Below are 18,370 nucleotides of genomic sequence, written 5' to 3'. Positions count from 1 at the left end.
CTTATCTAGTAAACGTAGAAAAAGGAGAAAAATCGTTTATGAAAAAGTGGCTCTATTCTGTTGTGACAACAGTTGCCCTATTTTTACTAGCGGCTTTAGGATTTGCCAAACCCAATAGTCCAGCTAAAGTCCATGCAGATACGATCAATGATGTTGTGACATCTGTAAACATCTCGAAATCAACTGGTGGAGCGATTACAGATCCACTCGGTGTTTGGGAGAGTTTTCAAGTTGAAGCAAACTTTGTGTTGCCAAATGGTCGTGTAAAAAAGGGAGATCAGACCGTTATCCAACTTGGAGATGACTTTAAGGTCTTTGAAACGGACACCATTGACCTGCTGGATCCAAGCGGTCAAAAAGTTGCGACAGCAACAGTAGATGATCAAAGAAAAGTCATCACCGTAACCTATACGGACTATCCTGAAAGAATGGCCAATGTGACAGGGAAACTGCGTTTCTTTGCGCGTGTAGACCACCAAGTCGTCAAAGGACAAAAGACACTTGATTTTACTCTTACGATCGATAAGAAAGTGATTTCAGGTGGGAATATCGATTACAAAGGGGTCAATCCAGGTGAGAATCCTCCTACTCCAGAAGTCTTTAGCAAGTGGGGGTGGACCAACTCAGATGATAAATTAAAATTGACCTATACCTTGAATATCAATCAAGGCCATACAGCCCTTCATAATATTGACATTAAAGACCAATTGGCCTTTACAGATGGGAAGATCAAGGCAGATTCTGTCAATATCCATACAGGGACTTGGCAGGTCAGTGACGAAGATGGGGCTTATCATTTAAAAGATACCACAAACGTCACCAAGAATTATTCCCCTGTTGTCAGCGCTGATGGTCAATCTCTGACGGTTCATATTGGAGATCTAGCTCCTGAACAAGGGATGACGATTCGCTATGATGTCTATCTGGACAAGGTCCCAGCCATCAATACATCCTTTAAAAACAATGCTAGCATGACAGCTACAGAAATCAAGGAGCAAAATAAGGTTGCAGATGTTCTGTATCAGTTCCTTGATGGAAAATTCAATGGTGAGAAATATTCCTTCACCATTCACAAAAAAGGTGAAAATGGTCAAGCGCTTGCAGGTGCTGTCTTTGCTGTGACAGCAGATGATACTGGTGAGCAAGTGGGAACCATCACGACAGATGAGAATGGTGTTGGTACCATTACGGGCTTGATCAAACAAGCTTATACGGTTCAAGAAATTCAAGCTCCAACAGGCTATGTTCTCTCAGAAGAACCTATCAAGATCAGCAAGGATGATTTTGGAAATGATCTTGCGATTACTCGTGATGTTGTGAACCAAAAAGAAAAAACAAGCGTTGCTGGTCAAAAGACATGGAATGATAATGACAACCAAGATGGCAAGCGTCCATCAAAAATCACAGTCAATCTCCTAGCAAATGGAGTCAAAGTTGCTTCTAAAGAAGTGAAACCAGATGCAGCAGGAACTTGGGCCTATCATTTTGATAATCTTGATGTGGTCGATGATGCTGGTAATGTCATTGCCTACACTGTTTCAGAAGAACCTGTTGAAGGCTATGAAGCGACTATTGAAGGAACCAATATTACCAACAGTCGGACACCAGAAGTTGTTGAGATTCCAGTAACGAAAGTTTGGAAAGACAATGATAACCAAGATGGCGTTCGTCCTGACAAGGTCACTGTTCGTCTCCTTGCAGATGGTACAGAAGTAGCTAGCCAAGAGCTCAGTGAAGCAACTGATTGGAAGACAGTCTTTACCAATCTTCCAAAATACAATCACGGCAAACAAATTGTCTACACAGTCACAGAAGACACAGTAGCCAATTACTCTGCTGCGATTGATGGAACAAGCATTACCAATAGCTACAAGCCTGGTAAAACCAGCGTCACTGTTACAAAACGTTGGGAAGACAACAATGACCAAGATGGCAAACGTCCAAGCGCCATTAAGGTACAGCTCTATGCAGACGGCAAAGCTCAAGGAAAAGAAGTGGAACTTTCTGCTAAAAATAACTGGACTCATACCTTTAGTAATTTGCCTCTAAAAGCGAAAGGCAAAGAGATTCAGTACCAAGTGAAAGAAGTTGGAACAGTCAAAGGCTATACTAGTACGGTCGATGACAGTAACAAGGGAAATGTAGTGATTACCAATAGCCGCACACCAGAAGTAACAGAAGTAGCGGTCAAGAAGATCTGGGATGATGCAGACAATAAAGAGGGTCTTCGTCCTGAAAAAATCACAGTTCGTCTCCTTGCAGATGGTCAAGAAGTGGCTGTAAAAGAAATCACAGCTACTGATAATTGGCAGGCAAGCTTTACGGATCTACCTGTATACAAGGAAGGCAAGAAGATTGCCTACACGATTACAGAGGATCCAGTAGCAGGTTATACAAGCAACATTGATGGTTTCACGGTAACCAACCGTCATACGCCACCAACAACACCTCCTACCACACCACCAAGCACACCGCCAACGACTCCGCCTACAACCCCACCAACGACACCGCCAACAACACCTCCTACAACTCCACCGACAACACCACCAACAACGCCGCCAAGCACACCGGAAAAACCAGAAACTCCAACTACACCAAAAGAAGGAAAGAAAAAAATTCTTCCATCAACTGGTGAAGTTGTTGCTTACGGGTTGACCATACTCGGTGCACTTTTAGCAATTTTTGCTTTGGCTTTGCTCTTGCGTGGTAAACGGAAAGAGAAATAAGCTTCATACCGATAAAAGACAAATATCCTAGAGATATTTGTCTTTTTGAATAATTTGCTTGAAGAATGATCCATCAAACCGTTCAAATTCCCAAGGTTCTTTTTAGAAAAGAGAAAAGCTCCTCTCAAAGGAAACATAAGTGTTTGACAGAAAGATGAAATCTTGGTAGAATAAGAAGGTCGAATAGACAACTAACTCTTTCTTGGTAGCAGGATATGCCAAACCTGCCACTCGGATAGAGCATAAAGAAAAGGAGCTTATCATGGCAATCTCAAAAGAGAAAAAAAATGAAATCATTGCACAATACGCACGTCACGAAGGTGACACTGGTTCAGTAGAAGTACAAGTTGCTGTCCTTACTTGGGAAATCAATCACTTGAACGAACACATCAAACAACACAAAAAAGACCACGCTACTTACCGTGGTTTGATGAAGAAAATCGGTCGCCGTCGTAACTTGTTGGCTTACCTTCGTACAAACGACGTTAACCGTTACCGTGAGTTGATCAACTCTCTTGGACTTCGTCGTTAATCTGCTCTATTTTCCACTTACGCTGCGTTGTCACCTTGCCTCGATATACTCAAGTATAATCTTCAGCTACGGTTCCTAGCATCGTAAGGTAAAATAGACCAGAACTATCTCCCTTCGGGGAGATTTTTTGTTTTCACCTGATTTTAGCCCGAGCTCAAAACAGCTCTCTGAATTCAGAGGGCTGTTTTCTTGTCTTTTCCTTATCAAACGAGATCCATTATTCTGAGGAAGTCGTTTTGTTTGACAGATGTAATGTCTAGAGTTACAATTGATGCATCTTAAGAAATAGAGGTTCTCAATATGATTGATATTACATATCTAGACAGTGCAAAACAAGAAAGAGTCATGCATTTTGATTCTTATGAAGAATTTGAACGTTCCCAACAGGTCTGCCTAATCGGGGTTGCGGATTATTTTCCTGTGACAAAATTGACCTATAATGGACATGAATTGGACTATCAAGGTGTATACGGGGATGTCTTCTTCTATTTGATGAAGCAAGATTTGACACCCTATCAAAATTAAAGGAGAAAGAAAATGGCAAAAGCAATTACAGACGCAACATTTGAAGCAGAAACAAAAGAAGGCTTGGTCTTGGTAGACTTTTGGGCAACCTGGTGTGGTCCATGTCGTATGCAAGCGCCTATTTTAGAAAAATTATCGGAAGAGCTTTCGGAAGATGAGTTAAAAATCCTAAAAATGGATGTGGACGAAAATCCAGAAACAGCGCGTGCTTTCGGAATTATGTCCATTCCAACCTTGCTCTTTAAAAAAGATGGGCAGGTTGTTAAACAAGTAGCAGGAGTGCATACCGCAGCACAAATTAAGGCCATTGTGGCAGAGTTGAGTTAAAAAGCAAAAAAGCTAAAGAGGAATGAACCTTCTTTAGCTTTTTTTGAATTTTATTCTCCCAATTCTGCACTGTAAGCAATAATTTGATCGACAGTGTCTGAAAGGAATTGGATGGTATCGCGGAGTGGTTTGTCAGTTGAGATATCTGCTCCGATGATCATGGCTGACTCAAGTGGGGTCTTGCTACCACCTGATTTAAGGAGGTCTAGCCAATCTTTCGCTCCATTTTCGGAGTTCTTCAAATGCAAGTATCCCGCTGTTGAGATAACCAAGCCAGCTGAGTAGGTATAGCTGTAAAGCCCCATGTAGTAGTGGCTTTGACGCATCCAGGTCAATGCTGCATCGTCATCGATTTCAACAGCGTCTCCCCAGAATTCGGTTAAGACTTCCTTCATGATGCTGTTGAGCTTGCTAGCGCCGAAGGTGCCACCTTCTTCGATCAAGGTGTAGACCTTGCGTTGGAAGGCTGCTTCCAACAAGTGGGTGATGAAGTTGTGGAAGTAGGTGTCTGTCAAACGGTGAGCTAGGGCAAAGCGTTTTTGACGAGGATCGTCAAACTGGTGTTCCAAGTAGTCGCTAAGGAGGAGCTCGTTAAAGGTAGAAGGAGCTTCCACATAGTAGGTCGACATGTGGGCGTTGAAGTAGCTTTGGTTGTTGTCTGAGAAGATGAATTGACCAGAATGTCCGATCTCATGGATCAGGGTATAAACATCGCTCATCCGTCCTGTCCAGCTCATCAGGACATAAGGATGGACACGGTAAGGATCGGCTGCATAACCACCGGAATCCTTGCCTTCATTAGCAGCAAAGTCGACCCAACGTTCGGTTTGGTAGCGGGCAATTTCGCGAGAATATTCTTCGCCAAGAGGTGCCACGGATTTCATGACCAAGTCATAAGCGTCATCAATGGTGACATCTGGGTTGAGCGCACTGTCCAAGTCCAACTTCCAATCAGCAAAGGTCATTTTCTCAAGGCCGTTGACCTTGGCCACGTGTTTGAGGAATTTTTGAGCGACCGGAGCGAAGTCCTTCATAATCAGGTCAATCTGACGATCAAACATAGCACGATCCACTTCCTGCTCAGCTAGGAGATAGTCAAAGACGGAGTCGTAGCCCCGCATATCTGCGATCAGTTTTTCAGACTTAACTTGAGCTAGATAGGTAGCAGCAGCCGTATTTTGGTGCTTGCGGAGACCTTCTGAGAAGGAACGAAAGGCTTTTTCACGAACTTCCGCATTCTCATGGTTTTGGTAGAAGTTTTCATAGGTAACAAAGCTATTCTTGTAAACTTTTCCATCCACTTCAAAATCAGCCATTTCAAAGTCACCTGCCCGCATCTTGGTATAGATATCTTGCGGTCCGTAGAAGACTTCACCCAGGTTGGTCAGAGTTTTTTCCACATCAGCTCCCAAGTAGTGAGCTTTTTTAATTTTAGCCTGACGAATGGCAAAAGTGAGGTGAGGCAATTGTCCGAGACGTTCAAGGACTTCTTCATCCGCTTCTACCAAAGCATCATCAAAGAAGGAAAGTTCAACGCTCGCCCAAGTTTCGAAATCCATCCCTGCTTGGGCAATTTCTGCAAAAGCTTCATCGCCAAAGTCCGTCGTTTGGGGCATAAAGCTGTAGTTGCCAATGTGGCTGAGTTGGATCTGAATTTGTTCAAAGACTGCAAAGGCAGCTTCAAAGTCTTCAAAAGTGTGGAGCTTGCCCTTGTAGTTACGGACAAATTCATTGATTTCTTCGCGCGTTTTTTCAATGGCACGCAAGAAGTCTTCCTGGTCTTGATAGAGGGCTGTGAGGTCCCAGAGTTCGTTCTCAGGAAATTCAGAACGTTTTTTTAATTCCATAGTGTTCTCCTTTTGATCAAATAACTATACTAAGTATAGCAGAAAAAAGGACAGAAACATAGAGGAAGAGGGGAAAATGCTTGTGTAAAAATCTTGAAAAGAGCTGGAAAAATCGACCATTTTTGATATACTAGGATAGATATGAGGAGGTTTTTATGAAAAAGGTTATGATTTCACTACTGGCGGGTGCGTCCGTTCTAGCTCTGGTGGCTTGTGCACCCAAACGTTATGAACGCCAAAGTAAACCAAAGACAGCAACGTCATCATCGGTTAAAAAAGAGAAGAAGGATACAGGTCAAAAGAACTATCAAGAAGTATTAGATCGCTACAAGGCTTATGCAACCGCAATTAATGCCAAAGACCAAACGGCTTTACAAAATGAACTGAAGAAGATTGAAGCAACTTCAGAAGAATATGCGTATGTCTTTAACCTTCAAACACTTGGAAGCACCAATGAGTGGCACTATGCTTTTGAGGATCTTAATCGTGATGGTAATGATGAACTGCTGATTGGGGATGGCAAAACGATTGCTGCTGTGTATTATTTGAAAGATAAGCTGCCAACCTTGCTCCATGTAGCCTATGTGGCTTCTGCAGGTGGCTATCGCTCTAGCTTAGATCTTTTCGATAATGGACAAATCGTCTATGCCACGTGGCAATCTCTTAATCCAGAAATGGAATTGAGCCTTTATTCGCTAGAAAAAGGGGAAGCCAAGGAAGAAAAGAAAGCAACCATTCAAATTGGTGGGGACCAAACAGCAGAGAAGGCTCTTGGGATTTCAGCCAAGAAGTTGAACCTCAGTAAGCTAGACTGGAAAAAATTTGATGGTTCAGGGGATTCCAAATCAACAGCAAAAGCAGAAGAGAAAAAATCAGAAAGCTTCCAAGTGCAAGTCAGTGTGTCGGATCTTCGTATTCGAAAAGAACCATCTACTTCAGCTCCATCTGCAGGAATGATCGCAAAAGGAACTCATACCATTACGGAAACCGTAGAGGCGGATGGTCATACTTGGGGCAAATTGGAATCTGGACAAGGCTGGATCGCCCTTGACTTCACAACGCGTGTGGATGGTTCTAAATCAGCAAGCACAAGTAAGAAAAGCAGTGGAATGAATATTCAAGAAATTCAGAACGGTGATTTTTCAAGTATTGCAGGAACCTGGAGAAATGGTCTAGGTTGGGTTCTGGAATTTGATAAAGATGGTTTGACAGGAAAAGGATTTGTAACAGATGGTAGTGGAGTTGTTGATAGAATTAATCCCGATCACGGCTATATTAGTGGGGGGATCCATAGTTCAAAACCAAATACAGCTGGTGGAGCTGCGATCTCATTCTTGCCAGCTGGAACACCTATGAAGCCAGATAGTAATCAGAATAGTGATCCATCAGATACATCAAAAGACCGTATATGGGTAGGGCAACAATATATTTGGGATACTGACTCGTTCTTCTACCGTGTGGACTAAAGGAGTGGTACTATGAGAAAATTGATGATTTCACTACTGGCGGGTTTGTCTATTCTATCTTTAGCAGCCTGCACCCCAAAACGCTATGAGCGTAAGCACAGTCCTGTAGGATCTTCATCCGTCAAGAAGTCCTCTGGTGAGACCAAAGAAAAAGAGCAGTCGCAAGAAGAAAAGTCAGATGAACATGACAAAGAAGTCATTGGGACCTTGTCAAAAGCGGACCAAGCGGATATCTATTCGATCATTGAAAACAGTGCGTCTTTGACCTATTCACTTCAGGTGCAACCGACTCGTTTGCTGGAGTTGAACAATGATCACGGTGCAGTTGATGGTTACCCACAAGACATGTTCATTGATTACTACAATACCTACACGCCGGGAACTTATAATTTGCAAGATGTCATTGATAAATTGAATGCTGAAGAGACCTCGGACTCTATCCGTAGTCTGTCACAAGACCAGCTGATCCAACTGACAAACGAAAAGAAGGACGGCTGGATCTATTCGACAAAAGACAAGGCCTTCTACGAAATTGTAGCTGGTGGTCGTGGCGGAGCGATGCCACCGATGGAAATTCCTTCACCGGATGAATGGGTGGTCAATGAAGATTCAGTTGAAGTGACAACGACTATCCAAGGCACTTCCGATCCATACAGACGTTTTGTCTTGAAACGCAACAACAAGAAATACAAGGGTGGAACCCACAAAACACGCTTTTATGTCGACAGTACAGAATTCGTGAAATCGTAAAAATAATCAAAAGCTATATCTAGCTCTAAAATTTTTATATAGAACTTGCTGAAGATTCACAGAAAAAGGCCCTCAAAGCCTTTTTCTTTTGGGCTTGAATATGTTAAAATAAAAGGTATACGTGCTTGGATACAAAGATGAGGATATAACAAATAGATGGGGCTGCGTCAATCAATGCTATCATGCGTAATTGAACCCGCCTACAACTCTGTGGAAAAAGATAAATCTACCTAGGAGCGTTCGCTCCGTCGTTCGATTTCCTATTTTCCTTTGAGTTGCTTAACGGCTTGGTATCTTGAGTAATTGAATTTTGGCCTCATTTCTTAGGAAAAAAGATAAGCTTCCTAGCACTCATCGAGTGCGGCGTCACCTTCCTATTTTTCTACAGAAATGTTCGGCAAGCCGAACCGTCCAAAATATCTTGATAGTTGAACACGGGCTAAATCCCTAGTGAAAAAGATAGATTTCCTGGTGTGAGTGGCACACTGCGTCAATCTCCTATTTTTATACGGGATTCTTCACGCCCTTTGTATCCTGATTTTTGTAGGCAAGTCGTATAATTTTATCAATCCAAAGGGGATTAAAATGACAAAACAAGTGTTTCAAACGACTTTTGCGGGTCGTGAGTTAATCGTAGAGACCGGTCAGGTTGCTAAGCAAGCAAATGGCTCTGTTGTCGTGCGTTATGGTGAGTCAACTGTCTTGACGGCAGCTGTCATGTCTAAGAAAATGGCAACTGGGGATTTCTTCCCACTTCAAGTTAACTACGAAGAAAAAATGTATGCGGCTGGGAAATTTCCTGGTGGCTTTATGAAACGGGAAGGTCGTCCTTCTACAGATGCGACTCTGACAGCGCGTTTGATTGACCGTCCAATCCGTCCAATGTTTGCGGAAGGTTTCCGTAACGAAGTGCAAGTTATCAACACAGTCCTTTCTTACGATGAAAATGCATCTGCCCCAATGGCAGCTATGTTTGGTTCATCCTTGGCTCTTTCTATCTCAGATATTCCGTTTGACGGACCTATCGCTGGGGTCCAAGTAGGCTATGTTGACGGGGAAATCATCATCAACCCAACGCAAGAACAAGCTGAGCGCTCTCTTCTTGAATTGACAGTAGCTGGTACCAAACACGCTATCAACATGGTAGAGTCTGGTGCCAAAGAATTGTCAGAAGAAATCATGTTGGAAGCTCTTCTCAAAGGGCACGAAGCCGTTAAAGAATTGATTGCCTTCCAAGAAGAAATCGTTGCGGCAGTTGGGAAAGAAAAAGCAGAAGTGGAATTGCTTCGTGTGGATGCTGACTTGCAGGCTGAAATCATCACAGCCTACAACAGCGACCTTCAAAAAGCGGTCCAAGTAGAAGAAAAATTGGCGCGTGAAGCTGCGACTCAAGCAGTCAAAGATCAAGTCACAGCAGTTTACGAAGAAAAATATGCCGACCACGAAGAGTTTGATCGCATCATGCGGGACGTGGCTGAAATCTTGGAACAAATGGAACATGCAGAAGTGCGCCGTCTAATTACAGAAGACAAGGTTCGTCCGGATGGTCGTAAGGTCGATGAAATCCGTCCTTTGGATGCACAAGTCGACTACCTTCCTCGTGTGCACGGTTCAGGTCTCTTTACTCGTGGACAAACGCAAGCCCTTTCTGTCTTGACATTGGCACCAATGGGTGAAACGCAAATCATCGATGGTTTGGATCCAGAGTACAAGAAACGCTTTATGCACCACTATAACTTCCCACAATACTCGGTTGGTGAAACAGGTCGTTACGGTGCGCCTGGTCGTCGTGAAATTGGTCACGGTGCTCTTGGTGAGCGTGCCCTTGCTCAAGTATTGCCAAGCTTGGAAGAATTCCCATATGCCATCCGTTTGGTAGCAGAAGTATTGGAATCAAATGGTTCTTCATCTCAAGCCTCTATCTGTGCGGGAACACTTGCCCTTATGGCTGGTGGTGTGCCAATCAAGGCCCCAGTAGCTGGTATTGCCATGGGTCTCATTTCAGATGGAAACAACTACACCGTATTGACAGATATCCAAGGTTTGGAAGACCACTTTGGAGACATGGACTTCAAGGTAGCTGGTACGCGTGACGGAATTACTGCCCTTCAAATGGATATCAAGATCCAAGGGATTACTGCAGAAATCTTGACAGAAGCGCTTGCTCAAGCCAAGAAAGCTCGTTTTGAAATCCTTGATGTGATTGAAGCAACGATTCCAGAAGTGCGTCCAGAATTGGCACCAACTGCTCCGAAAATTGATACCATCAAGATTGATGTGGACAAAATCAAGATTGTCATCGGTAAGGGTGGAGAAACCATCGATAAGATCATCGCAGAAACAGGCGTTAAGATTGATATCGACGAAGAAGGTAACGTATCGATCTACTCGAGCGACCAAGATGCGATTAACCGTGCCAAAGAGATCATTGCTGGTTTGGTGCGTGAAGCCAAAGTGGATGAAGTCTACCATGCCAAAGTGGTTCGGATTGAGAAATTCGGTGCCTTTGTCAACCTCTTTGATAAGACAGATGCCCTCGTTCATATCTCTGAAATGGCTTGGACGCGCACCAACCGTGTCGAAGACTTGGTAGCGATTGGCGATGAAGTGGATGTCAAGATTATCAAGATTGACGAAAAAGGTCGTGTCGATGCTTCTATGAAGGCACTATTGCCACGTCCGCCAAAACCTGAACATTCAGAAGAAAAAGGTGAAAAGGGTCCTCGTCATGGCGATCGTCCTCGTCACCACAACAAAGACCACAAACCTAAAAAAGACTTTATCATTACACAAAAAGATTCAGAATAATCATTAGAAAAGGAGGAGCACGGTATGGGATGGTGGCGTGAAACCATCAATATTGTAAAAGAAAATGACCCAGCAGCGCGTACCTCGCTGGAGGTCCTTTTGACCTATCCGGGCGTCAAAGCACTGGCAGCTCACCGTGTTTCCCACTTTTTGTGGAACCATGGTTTTAAGCTCTTGGCGCGGATGCATAGCCAATTCTGGCGTTTTTGGACCCAGATCGAAATCCATCCAGGTGCGACCATTGCTTCGGGTGTCTTTATCGACCATGGAGCGGGTCTCGTTATCGGGGAAACAGCCATTGTTGAAAAAGGTGTCATGCTCTACCATGGGGTGACCCTTGGGGGAACAGGAAAGGATGTCGGCAAACGCCATCCGACGGTACGTGAGGGAGCCTTGGTTTCCGCCCATGCTCAAGTCATCGGCCCGGTGGAAATCGGAGCCAAGGCCAAAGTCGGAGCGGGAGCTGTCGTCGTCTCAGATGTACCAAGTGATGTGACCGTTGTCGGTGTTCCAGCCAAGATTGTGCGGGTGCACGGTCGAAAAGATGAACCGGTTATTCACCAAGAAGAAGAAAAACGGGAATACTATATGAACAAGCTGGAGCATGCTAAGGAAGCTAGCCATCGGTCTTCGAGTTTGTAAGGAGATCGCTACGTGATTCAATCAACCAATACATTGAATGACCACCAACTACTGGAAGCAAAGGCCCTTATTGCCACCTGTCAGAAGTATGACGGAACGTTTCGGGATCCTTATCTCTCCAATATGCTCAATTTTGATCCCGATATGCCCGCCTTTTTCCTTTATTATGAAAAAGGTGAACTTGTTGGCCTATTAACCGTCTATGCGGATGACCAAGATGTGGAAGTAGCGATCCTGGTCCATCCCAATCATCGACGTCAGGGAATTGCGCGTGCTTTGTATGGAAGTTTTGAGAAAGAAACGGCATCTTATCCAATTGAGTCTGTGACTTTTCAGACAGAGCGTATTTTTCTAGAGTGCCATCCTGATTTTGCCAGCAATTGGGGACTGGTTGAGGATGAAGAGACAGAAACTTGGTTAGGACGTGATCGAACCGCTTATGCATTAGATTCCCGTTCGGATGTCGATGTGCTCTTGGCAGAGCCTTCTTATCTTGAAGCCATTGCCCAGCTCCACCACCAAACCTTTGCAGATGAAGTGGAAGCACCGGAAGTGAGCCACAGATACATTTTGGAGGCCTTGAAGGATCCTGATAGTCTGCTTTACATGTTACTCAAAGAAGGTCAAGTGATTGGCGTTTGTACGGTCGATATGTCTGGAAAATGCAATTACCTTTATGGACTAGCGATTGCTGAAGTCTATCGTGGGCAAGGTTACGGAAGCTATCTGGCAAAATCCCTCATCAACCAACTCATGGAGCAAAATGATAAGGCATTTCAGATTGCAGTGGAAGATAGCAATGTAGGTGCCAAACGCTTGTATGAAAAGATTGGCTTTATCAAACAGACTCAGGCGGTTTATTTGAAGCCAAAAGAGTAGAAACAGAAAGGAAATGAAGCGTGTTAAAAATTTATGATACCATGTCTCGTGATTTGAGAGAATTTATCCCCATCGAGGAAGGAAAGGTCCGCATGTATGTTTGTGGGCCAACGGTTTACAACTATATCCACGTAGGGAATGCCCGCTCAACGGTGGCCTTTGACACGATTCGTCGCTACTTTGAGTATCGTGGCTACGAAGTTGCTTACATTTCCAACTTTACAGATGTGGATGATAAGATCATTAACCGTGCCAAAGAAGAAGGCATTACTCCACAGGAAGTGGCAGACAAGTATATTGCGGCCTTCCGTGAGGATGTAACGGCTCTCGGGGTCAAACCTGCAACCCGCCACCCTCGTGTGGTTGAGTTTATGGATGACATCATTCGTTTTGTCGCTGACTTGATCGAAAAAGGCTATGCCTATGAGAGCCAAGGCGATGTTTATTTCCGTGTGGAAAAATCCCACAACTATGCAAAATTAGCCAACAAAACTCTAGAAGACTTGGAGCTAGGCGCTTCTGGTCGGACAGATGAGGAAACAGCCCGCAAGGAAAATCCAGTCGACTTTGCCCTTTGGAAAGCTGCCAAACCAGGAGAGATTTCCTGGGACAGCCCTTGGGGCCCTGGCCGTCCGGGTTGGCACATCGAGTGTTCGGTCATGTCAACGGAGATTTTAGGGGATACCATTGATATTCACGGTGGTGGTGCTGACCTTGAATTTCCGCACCATACCAATGAAATTGCCCAGTCAGAAGCTAAAACAGGCAAGACTTTTGCCAATTACTGGATGCACAATGGCTTTGTCAATATTGATAATGTCAAGATGTCCAAGTCCTTAGGCAACTTTATCACCGTGCATGATGCATTGAAGACTATCGACGGCCAAGTGCTTCGCTTCTTCTTTGCAACCCAGCACTACCGCAAGCCCATTAACTTCACAGAAAAAGCGGTGCGCGATGCGGAGACCAACCTCAAGTATTTGAAAAATACCTATGAGCAACCGTTCACAGGAGAAGTGGATCCAGCAGACTTACAAAGCTTTGTGGACAAGTTTATCGCGGCTATGGATGAAGATATCAATGCGGCAAACGGCATCACTGTCGTCTTTGAATTGGCTAAATGGATCAATTCAGGTCACTACAATCAAGACGTCAAAGATGCCTTGACCAAGATGTTAGAAGTCTTTGGAGTGGTCTTTGTCGAAGAAGTATTGGATGCGGATATTGAAGCCTTGATCACTGAACGTCAGGAAGCGCGGGCTAAGAAAGATTTTGCGCGAGCTGATGCCATTCGTGATGAATTGGCTGCGCAAGGAATCAAGCTCTTGGATACAAAAGAAGGTGTAAGGTGGACACGTGATTGATGTCAATCTAATCAATGGGATTGCCCTTGCCTTTGAGGGAGATGCGGTCTATTCCATGTATATACGCAGACACCTGATTTTTCAAGGGATGACCAAGCCCAATAAGCTTCACCAGGCTGCCACCCGCTATGTCTCTGCTAGAGCTCAGGCTAGCTTGATTGAAAGCATGTTGGAGCAAGAAATTCTGACGGAAAAAGAGTTGGAGATCTACAAGCGCGGTCGCAATACCAATAGCCATACCAAGGCCAAAAATGCGGATGTCGTGACCTATCGCATGTCGACGGGCTTTGAGGCTGTCATGGGCTATCTCCATATGACGGGGGAGCTCTCTCGTTTGGAAGAGCTGATTGACTGGTGTATCCAGCAAGTAGAAGAAGGAAGAAAGCAGTGAAAAATATCAGAGAGTGGTTTCCTCATGCAGAGGTGACGGATCAAGCCAATCCACCAGCTGGTTATGTAGCCATTCCCCTTCAGGCTCATCAATGGCTGCTGCTGAAGGAAGAAGAGCTAACCGAGCGAGAAAAACAATTGATTTCCTGGTTGGGCGGTGAAGAAGAGGTTGCCCCTAATCCTTGGTACCAGTACCTGATTGATGGAAAGGGAGAAGCCCCTCAAGTCATCAAAAAAATGCAGCTCGTCTATTGCCACATCTCGCATTCAACAGCGGAAGGGACGGTTTCTTGGCTAGAGATGATGCAGACACTCTTACCCAATTTCCGAGCAACCTTGCAACTGAGTGGGCAGGACTATGTGCTCATTCTGGACCAAGACCAGTCTTTACCTGTGGCCGATATCTTAAAAGATACTGTCTCTGCCATGGAGTATGACTTTACTATTCGTTTATCCATTATGGTCGGGCAGGTATGGACAGAGTCGAAAGATGGAAAATTGTCTCCTGTCATCCGAGCAGAATGGGCAGCCTTTAGAGCCTGGATCCGAGAAGGACACCAAGGCGTCTACCGCTTTTCTCAACTCTATCTCTGGGGAATCGAGCAGGCAGATTTAGATCTCCATCCTATCAAAGAAGCTTTGCATCAGTTGATCGGGAGTCAAGACCAGTTGCAGGATATCATTGTTGCACTTTGGGATAACGGAGCAGTTGTGACCAAGGCGGCTCAGCAACTTTATCTCCATCGGAATTCCCTTCAATACAAGATTGACAAATGGGAAGAGCTAACGGGTCTCCAACTGAAAAACCTGACAGATCTAGCTCTTTGTTACCATTTGGTTCTACAGGATGTGATGTAACGGAATAAATAGAGGGTTTTGTGCAACTTGCACAAAACTCTTTTTCTTTTTTGTAAGACTTGCCATAGCTTTGTAAAACGTTTTCATTTACAATAGAATTATAAAAATCAAAGGAGTACCATCATGGTAGAATTAAATCTTAAAAATATTTACAAAAAATATCCAAACAGCGAACACTATTCAGTTGAAGACTTCAACTTGGACATCAAAGACAAAGAGTTTATCGTTTTCGTAGGTCCTTCAGGATGTGGTAAATCAACAACTCTTCGTATGATCGCTGGTCTTGAAGACATCACAGAAGGTGAATGTTCGATCGATGGTGTCGTTGTAAACAACGTGGCACCTAAAGACCGTGATATCGCCATGGTATTCCAAAACTACGCTCTTTACCCACACATGACTGTGTACGATAACATGGCATTTGGTTTGAAATTGCGTAAATATAGCAAGGAAGATATCGACAAACGTGTACAAGAAGCAGCTGAAATCCTTGGCTTGAAAGAATTCTTGGATCGTAAACCAGCTGACCTTTCTGGTGGTCAACGTCAACGTGTGGCCATGGGTCGTGCCATTGTCCGTGATGCAAAAGTGTTCTTGATGGACGAACCTTTGTCAAACTTGGATGCTAAACTTCGTGTATCCATGCGTGCTGAAATTGCGAAAATCCACCGTCGTATCGGTGCTACAACCATCTACGTAACTCACGACCAAACAGAAGCGATGACATTGGCTGACCGTATCGTTATCATGTCTGCTACTAAAAACCCTGCAGGTACTGGTACAATTGGACGTGTAGAACAAATCGGAACTCCACAAGAAGTGTACAAAAACCCAGTCAACAAATTCGTAGCTGGATTCATCGGAAGCCCTGCAATGAACTTCATTAACGTGAAATTGGAAGGTGGATACATCGTTGCCAATGGCTTGAATTTGAAAGTTCCAGAAGGTGCTTTGAAAGTTCTTCGTGAAAAAGGCTATGATGGTAAAGAATTGATCTTTGGTATCCGTCCAGAAGACGTGAATACAGAAGCTGCTTTCCTTGAAACTTTCCCAGAATCAGTAGTAAAAGCAACGATCTCTGTATCTGAATTGCTTGGTTCTGAATCTCACTTGTACTGCCAAGTTGGTGACAACGAATTCATCGCTAAAGTAGATGCGCGTGACTACCTTGGAACTGGTGAAACCATCGAACTTGGATTTGACTTGAACAAAGCTCACTTCTTCGACAAAGAAACTGAAAAAACAGTATACTAATACCTACTGAAACTGTAGAGACTGAGACGATATGTCTCAGTTTCTTTCATTTTAAGGAGACAAAACATGGAAAAAGACTGGTGGAAGGGGAAGGTCGCTTATCAGATCTACCCAAAAAGCTTCAAAGACAGCAATGGAGATGGTGTTGGGGACTTAAAAGGGATCACGGAGAAACTCGATTACCTTCAAGACTTGGGGATTGATATCCTCTGGTTATCGCCTATTTACAAGAGTCCTTTTATTGACCAGGGTTATGATATTTCCGACTATTATGCCATTGATCCTATTTTTGGAACCATGGAAGATATTGAAGAGTTGATCGCGGAAGGCAAGAAGCGAGGCATTTCCATCATTATGGACTTGGTGGTCAACCACTGCTCCAGTCATCACGAGTGGTTCCAAAAAGCTCTAGCGGATCCAGATGGTCCTTATGCGGATTACTTTTATTTCATCGAAAGTGACAAGGAACCCAACAACTGGGAAAGTTACTTTGGAGGCAGTGTTTGGGAACCGGTTCCTGGCACTAATAAATACTATCTCCATTCTTTCCACAAGGATCAGCCAGATCTCAATTGGCAAAATCCTATCTTGCGCGAAGAGATTTACAAGATGATCAACTGGTGGTTGGACAAGGGAATCGCGGGATTTCGGATCGACGCTATTATCAACATTAAAAAAGATTTAGAATGGCGTTCGCTTCCGTCCGATCGTGATAATGGCTTGGTCCCAGTACCGGAGTCTCTGGTCAATGCGCAACCGATTGAACCTTTCCTGCGAGAGTTAAAGGAGCGGACCTTCGCCAAGTACAATGCCTTCACAGTAGGGGAAGTTTTCAATGAAACCGACGAAGAATTGCATTTCTTCATTGGAAAAGATGGTGTCTTCTCTTCCATCTTTGATTTCAAACAAACCATGCTGGGTCAGGAAGGAAAAGGCTGGTTCGACCATGCTCTTCCAACTGCAGATGAACTCAAGGAAAGTATTTTCCAAGCCCATGAGCGCGCGGATAGCATTGGGGTTCTTTCGACCATTATCGAGAATCACGACGAGCCTCGTGGGGTGTCCCATTATATTGCGGAAGGTCCAGTAAACGATACCAGTAAAAAAGCTCTGGGAACTATTCAGGTTTTGCGTAAGGGAATTCCTTTTATCTACCAAGGCCAAGAAATTGGGATGGAAAACCAAGTCTTTGAATCGGTGGAGGACTTTGATGATATCGCAACCATCAATGGCTACCACGTCGCGAAAGAAGCTGGTTTAAGCGAGGAAGAAGCCTTGGCCGCGATTGCCAACTACAGCCGGGACAATGCGCGGACACCCATGCAGTGGTCAGCGGAGCCAGGATTGGGCTTTAGCGATGGAACAGCCTGGTTGATCAGTCCCAAACCAAATGTTGCCATCAATGTGAAAGATCAAGAAAAGGATCCAAATTCCATCTTGAATTATTATCGCCAGTTGACAGCCTTGTATCGCCATCCCCTCTATGGAAATACTATCCGATTTGGAGATATGATCCCAGCGTATCGGGACCGTGAAAACATCATCGCCTTTGAACGCCGTGGGGACAAACGTCTCTTGGTTGTCAGCAATTTCCAAAATCGCCAGGCTAGCTTGGAGTTGCCAGCTCCGATTAAAACAGTCGTTTTAAATAATACAGCAGGATTATTCCAAGAAGGAGACCAAGTGCTAGAATTAGCTCCTTACCAAACGGTTGTGTTGGAATTGGTGGAATAAGGAGAAACTTTGCATCAGTATTAGGATTTAATGTAGAATAGTATTTTCATTAAATATTCTGGAGAAATTAATAAAAGTTTTCTATACTTTAGAATCAATCAAGTATAAACTGAAACTTTCCGCTGTGAGAAAAGTGTTTGAAACATTATTGTTTCAAACACTCGGGAGTTTTGAGACCTTAGGCTCAAAACTAAGTCATGGAACTTCCTGGATTGCTGAAATCATCCACTGGATAATTTCACCTAACATCCGTACTCACCTAAGGAAA

At 44.1% G+C, this 18,370-nt stretch carries 15 protein-coding genes; 14 read left to right on the top strand and 1 reads right to left on the bottom strand.

Annotated elements, in window-relative coordinates; all coding sequences use genetic code 11:
- Positions 1–38 precede the first annotated feature (38 nt).
- The 4 genes from ABVF55_RS09600 to trxA all read left to right on the top strand — a co-directional run bounded on the left by ABVF55_RS09600 (position 39) and on the right by trxA (position 4,110).
- A complete protein-coding gene (locus tag ABVF55_RS09600; RefSeq protein WP_445285283.1) occupies positions 39–2,726 on the top strand; it encodes a Cna B-type domain-containing protein in 2,688 nt (895 codons plus the stop codon).
- A 262-nt stretch (positions 2,727–2,988) separates the two neighbouring features.
- Positions 2,989–3,258, top strand: coding sequence for a 30S ribosomal protein S15 (gene rpsO / locus ABVF55_RS09595; protein WP_003004251.1), 270 nt, complete (start codon positions 2,989–2,991; stop codon positions 3,256–3,258).
- Between the two features lie 300 nt (positions 3,259–3,558).
- Positions 3,559–3,783, top strand: a complete 225-nt coding sequence (locus ABVF55_RS09590; protein ID WP_118095908.1) for a DUF4649 family protein — start codon at positions 3,559–3,561, stop codon at positions 3,781–3,783.
- A gap of 12 nt (positions 3,784–3,795) precedes the next feature.
- On the top strand, positions 3,796–4,110 hold the full coding sequence (gene trxA / locus ABVF55_RS09585; RefSeq protein WP_003013593.1) for a thioredoxin: 315 nt from the start codon (positions 3,796–3,798) through the stop codon (positions 4,108–4,110).
- 50 nt (positions 4,111–4,160) lie between these two features.
- Here the strand turns inward: trxA and pepF are convergent, their stop codons facing one another.
- The gene (pepF, locus tag ABVF55_RS09580) at positions 4,161–5,957 is read right to left on the bottom strand and encodes an oligoendopeptidase F (protein WP_118095907.1); all 1,797 of its coding nucleotides are present in this window, start codon (positions 5,955–5,957) and stop codon (positions 4,161–4,163) included.
- A gap of 155 nt (positions 5,958–6,112) precedes the next feature.
- Between pepF and ABVF55_RS09575 the strand changes: the two genes are divergently transcribed.
- The 10 genes from ABVF55_RS09575 (at position 6,113) to ABVF55_RS09530 (ending at position 18,102) form a co-directional block, all read left to right on the top strand.
- Positions 6,113–7,423 (top strand): DUF6287 domain-containing protein, encoded by a 1,311-nt coding sequence (locus ABVF55_RS09575; RefSeq protein WP_445285282.1) that lies wholly within the window; start codon positions 6,113–6,115, stop codon positions 7,421–7,423.
- 12 nt (positions 7,424–7,435) lie between these two features.
- Positions 7,436–8,173, top strand: coding sequence for a hypothetical protein (locus ABVF55_RS09570; protein WP_445285281.1), 738 nt, complete (start codon positions 7,436–7,438; stop codon positions 8,171–8,173).
- A gap of 585 nt (positions 8,174–8,758) precedes the next feature.
- Positions 8,759–10,981, top strand: a complete 2,223-nt coding sequence (pnp, locus tag ABVF55_RS09565; RefSeq protein WP_049491648.1) for a polyribonucleotide nucleotidyltransferase — start codon at positions 8,759–8,761, stop codon at positions 10,979–10,981.
- 24 nt (positions 10,982–11,005) lie between these two features.
- Positions 11,006–11,623 (top strand): serine O-acetyltransferase, encoded by a 618-nt coding sequence (cysE, locus tag ABVF55_RS09560; RefSeq protein WP_003018264.1) that lies wholly within the window; start codon positions 11,006–11,008, stop codon positions 11,621–11,623.
- Positions 11,624–11,635: 12 nt separating this feature from the next.
- Complete coding sequence (locus tag ABVF55_RS09555; protein WP_049491650.1) at positions 11,636–12,502, top strand: GNAT family N-acetyltransferase; 867 nt, start codon at positions 11,636–11,638, stop codon at positions 12,500–12,502.
- 20 nt (positions 12,503–12,522) lie between these two features.
- Positions 12,523–13,866 (top strand): cysteine--tRNA ligase, encoded by a 1,344-nt coding sequence (gene cysS / locus ABVF55_RS09550; RefSeq protein ID WP_445285280.1) that lies wholly within the window; start codon positions 12,523–12,525, stop codon positions 13,864–13,866.
- Positions 13,859–14,257 carry a Mini-ribonuclease 3 gene (locus ABVF55_RS09545; protein WP_003004765.1) on the top strand — a complete coding sequence of 133 codons (399 nt, stop codon included), beginning with the start codon at positions 13,859–13,861 and terminating at the stop codon, positions 14,255–14,257. The genes cysS and ABVF55_RS09545 overlap by 8 nt, the downstream gene beginning before the upstream one ends.
- On the top strand, positions 14,254–15,114 hold the full coding sequence (locus tag ABVF55_RS09540; RefSeq protein ID WP_223325184.1) for a helix-turn-helix domain-containing protein: 861 nt from the start codon (positions 14,254–14,256) through the stop codon (positions 15,112–15,114). The genes ABVF55_RS09545 and ABVF55_RS09540 overlap by 4 nt, the downstream gene beginning before the upstream one ends.
- Before the next feature lie 123 nt (positions 15,115–15,237).
- Positions 15,238–16,368: an ABC transporter ATP-binding protein gene (locus tag ABVF55_RS09535; protein ID WP_445285279.1), complete on the top strand. Its 1,131-nt coding sequence runs from the start codon at positions 15,238–15,240 to the stop codon at positions 16,366–16,368.
- Positions 16,369–16,434: 66 nt separating this feature from the next.
- Positions 16,435–18,102 carry an alpha-glucosidase gene (locus ABVF55_RS09530; RefSeq protein WP_445285278.1) on the top strand — a complete coding sequence of 556 codons (1,668 nt, stop codon included), beginning with the start codon at positions 16,435–16,437 and terminating at the stop codon, positions 18,100–18,102.
- The last annotated feature ends 268 nt before the right edge of the window (positions 18,103–18,370 follow it).

The organism is Streptococcus sp. KHUD_012 (assembly GCF_052588255.1).
This window is presented reverse-complemented; position numbering and strand designations above follow the sequence as displayed.

Coding starts and splice junctions, on each gene's coding strand:
- ABVF55_RS09600 (WP_445285283.1), top strand. CDS start 39: ATGAAAAAGTGGCTCTATTCTGTTGTGACAACAGTTGCCCTATTTTTA.
- rpsO (WP_003004251.1), top strand. CDS start 2,989: ATGGCAATCTCAAAAGAGAAAAAAAATGAAATCATTGCACAATACGCA.
- ABVF55_RS09590 (WP_118095908.1), top strand. CDS start 3,559: ATGATTGATATTACATATCTAGACAGTGCAAAACAAGAAAGAGTCATG.
- trxA (WP_003013593.1), top strand. CDS start 3,796: ATGGCAAAAGCAATTACAGACGCAACATTTGAAGCAGAAACAAAAGAA.
- pepF (WP_118095907.1), bottom strand. CDS start 5,957: ATGGAATTAAAAAAACGTTCTGAATTTCCTGAGAACGAACTCTGGGAC.
- ABVF55_RS09575 (WP_445285282.1), top strand. CDS start 6,113: ATGAAAAAGGTTATGATTTCACTACTGGCGGGTGCGTCCGTTCTAGCT.
- ABVF55_RS09570 (WP_445285281.1), top strand. CDS start 7,436: ATGAGAAAATTGATGATTTCACTACTGGCGGGTTTGTCTATTCTATCT.
- pnp (WP_049491648.1), top strand. CDS start 8,759: ATGACAAAACAAGTGTTTCAAACGACTTTTGCGGGTCGTGAGTTAATC.
- cysE (WP_003018264.1), top strand. CDS start 11,006: ATGGGATGGTGGCGTGAAACCATCAATATTGTAAAAGAAAATGACCCA.
- ABVF55_RS09535 (WP_445285279.1), top strand. CDS start 15,238: ATGGTAGAATTAAATCTTAAAAATATTTACAAAAAATATCCAAACAGC.
- ABVF55_RS09530 (WP_445285278.1), top strand. CDS start 16,435: ATGGAAAAAGACTGGTGGAAGGGGAAGGTCGCTTATCAGATCTACCCA.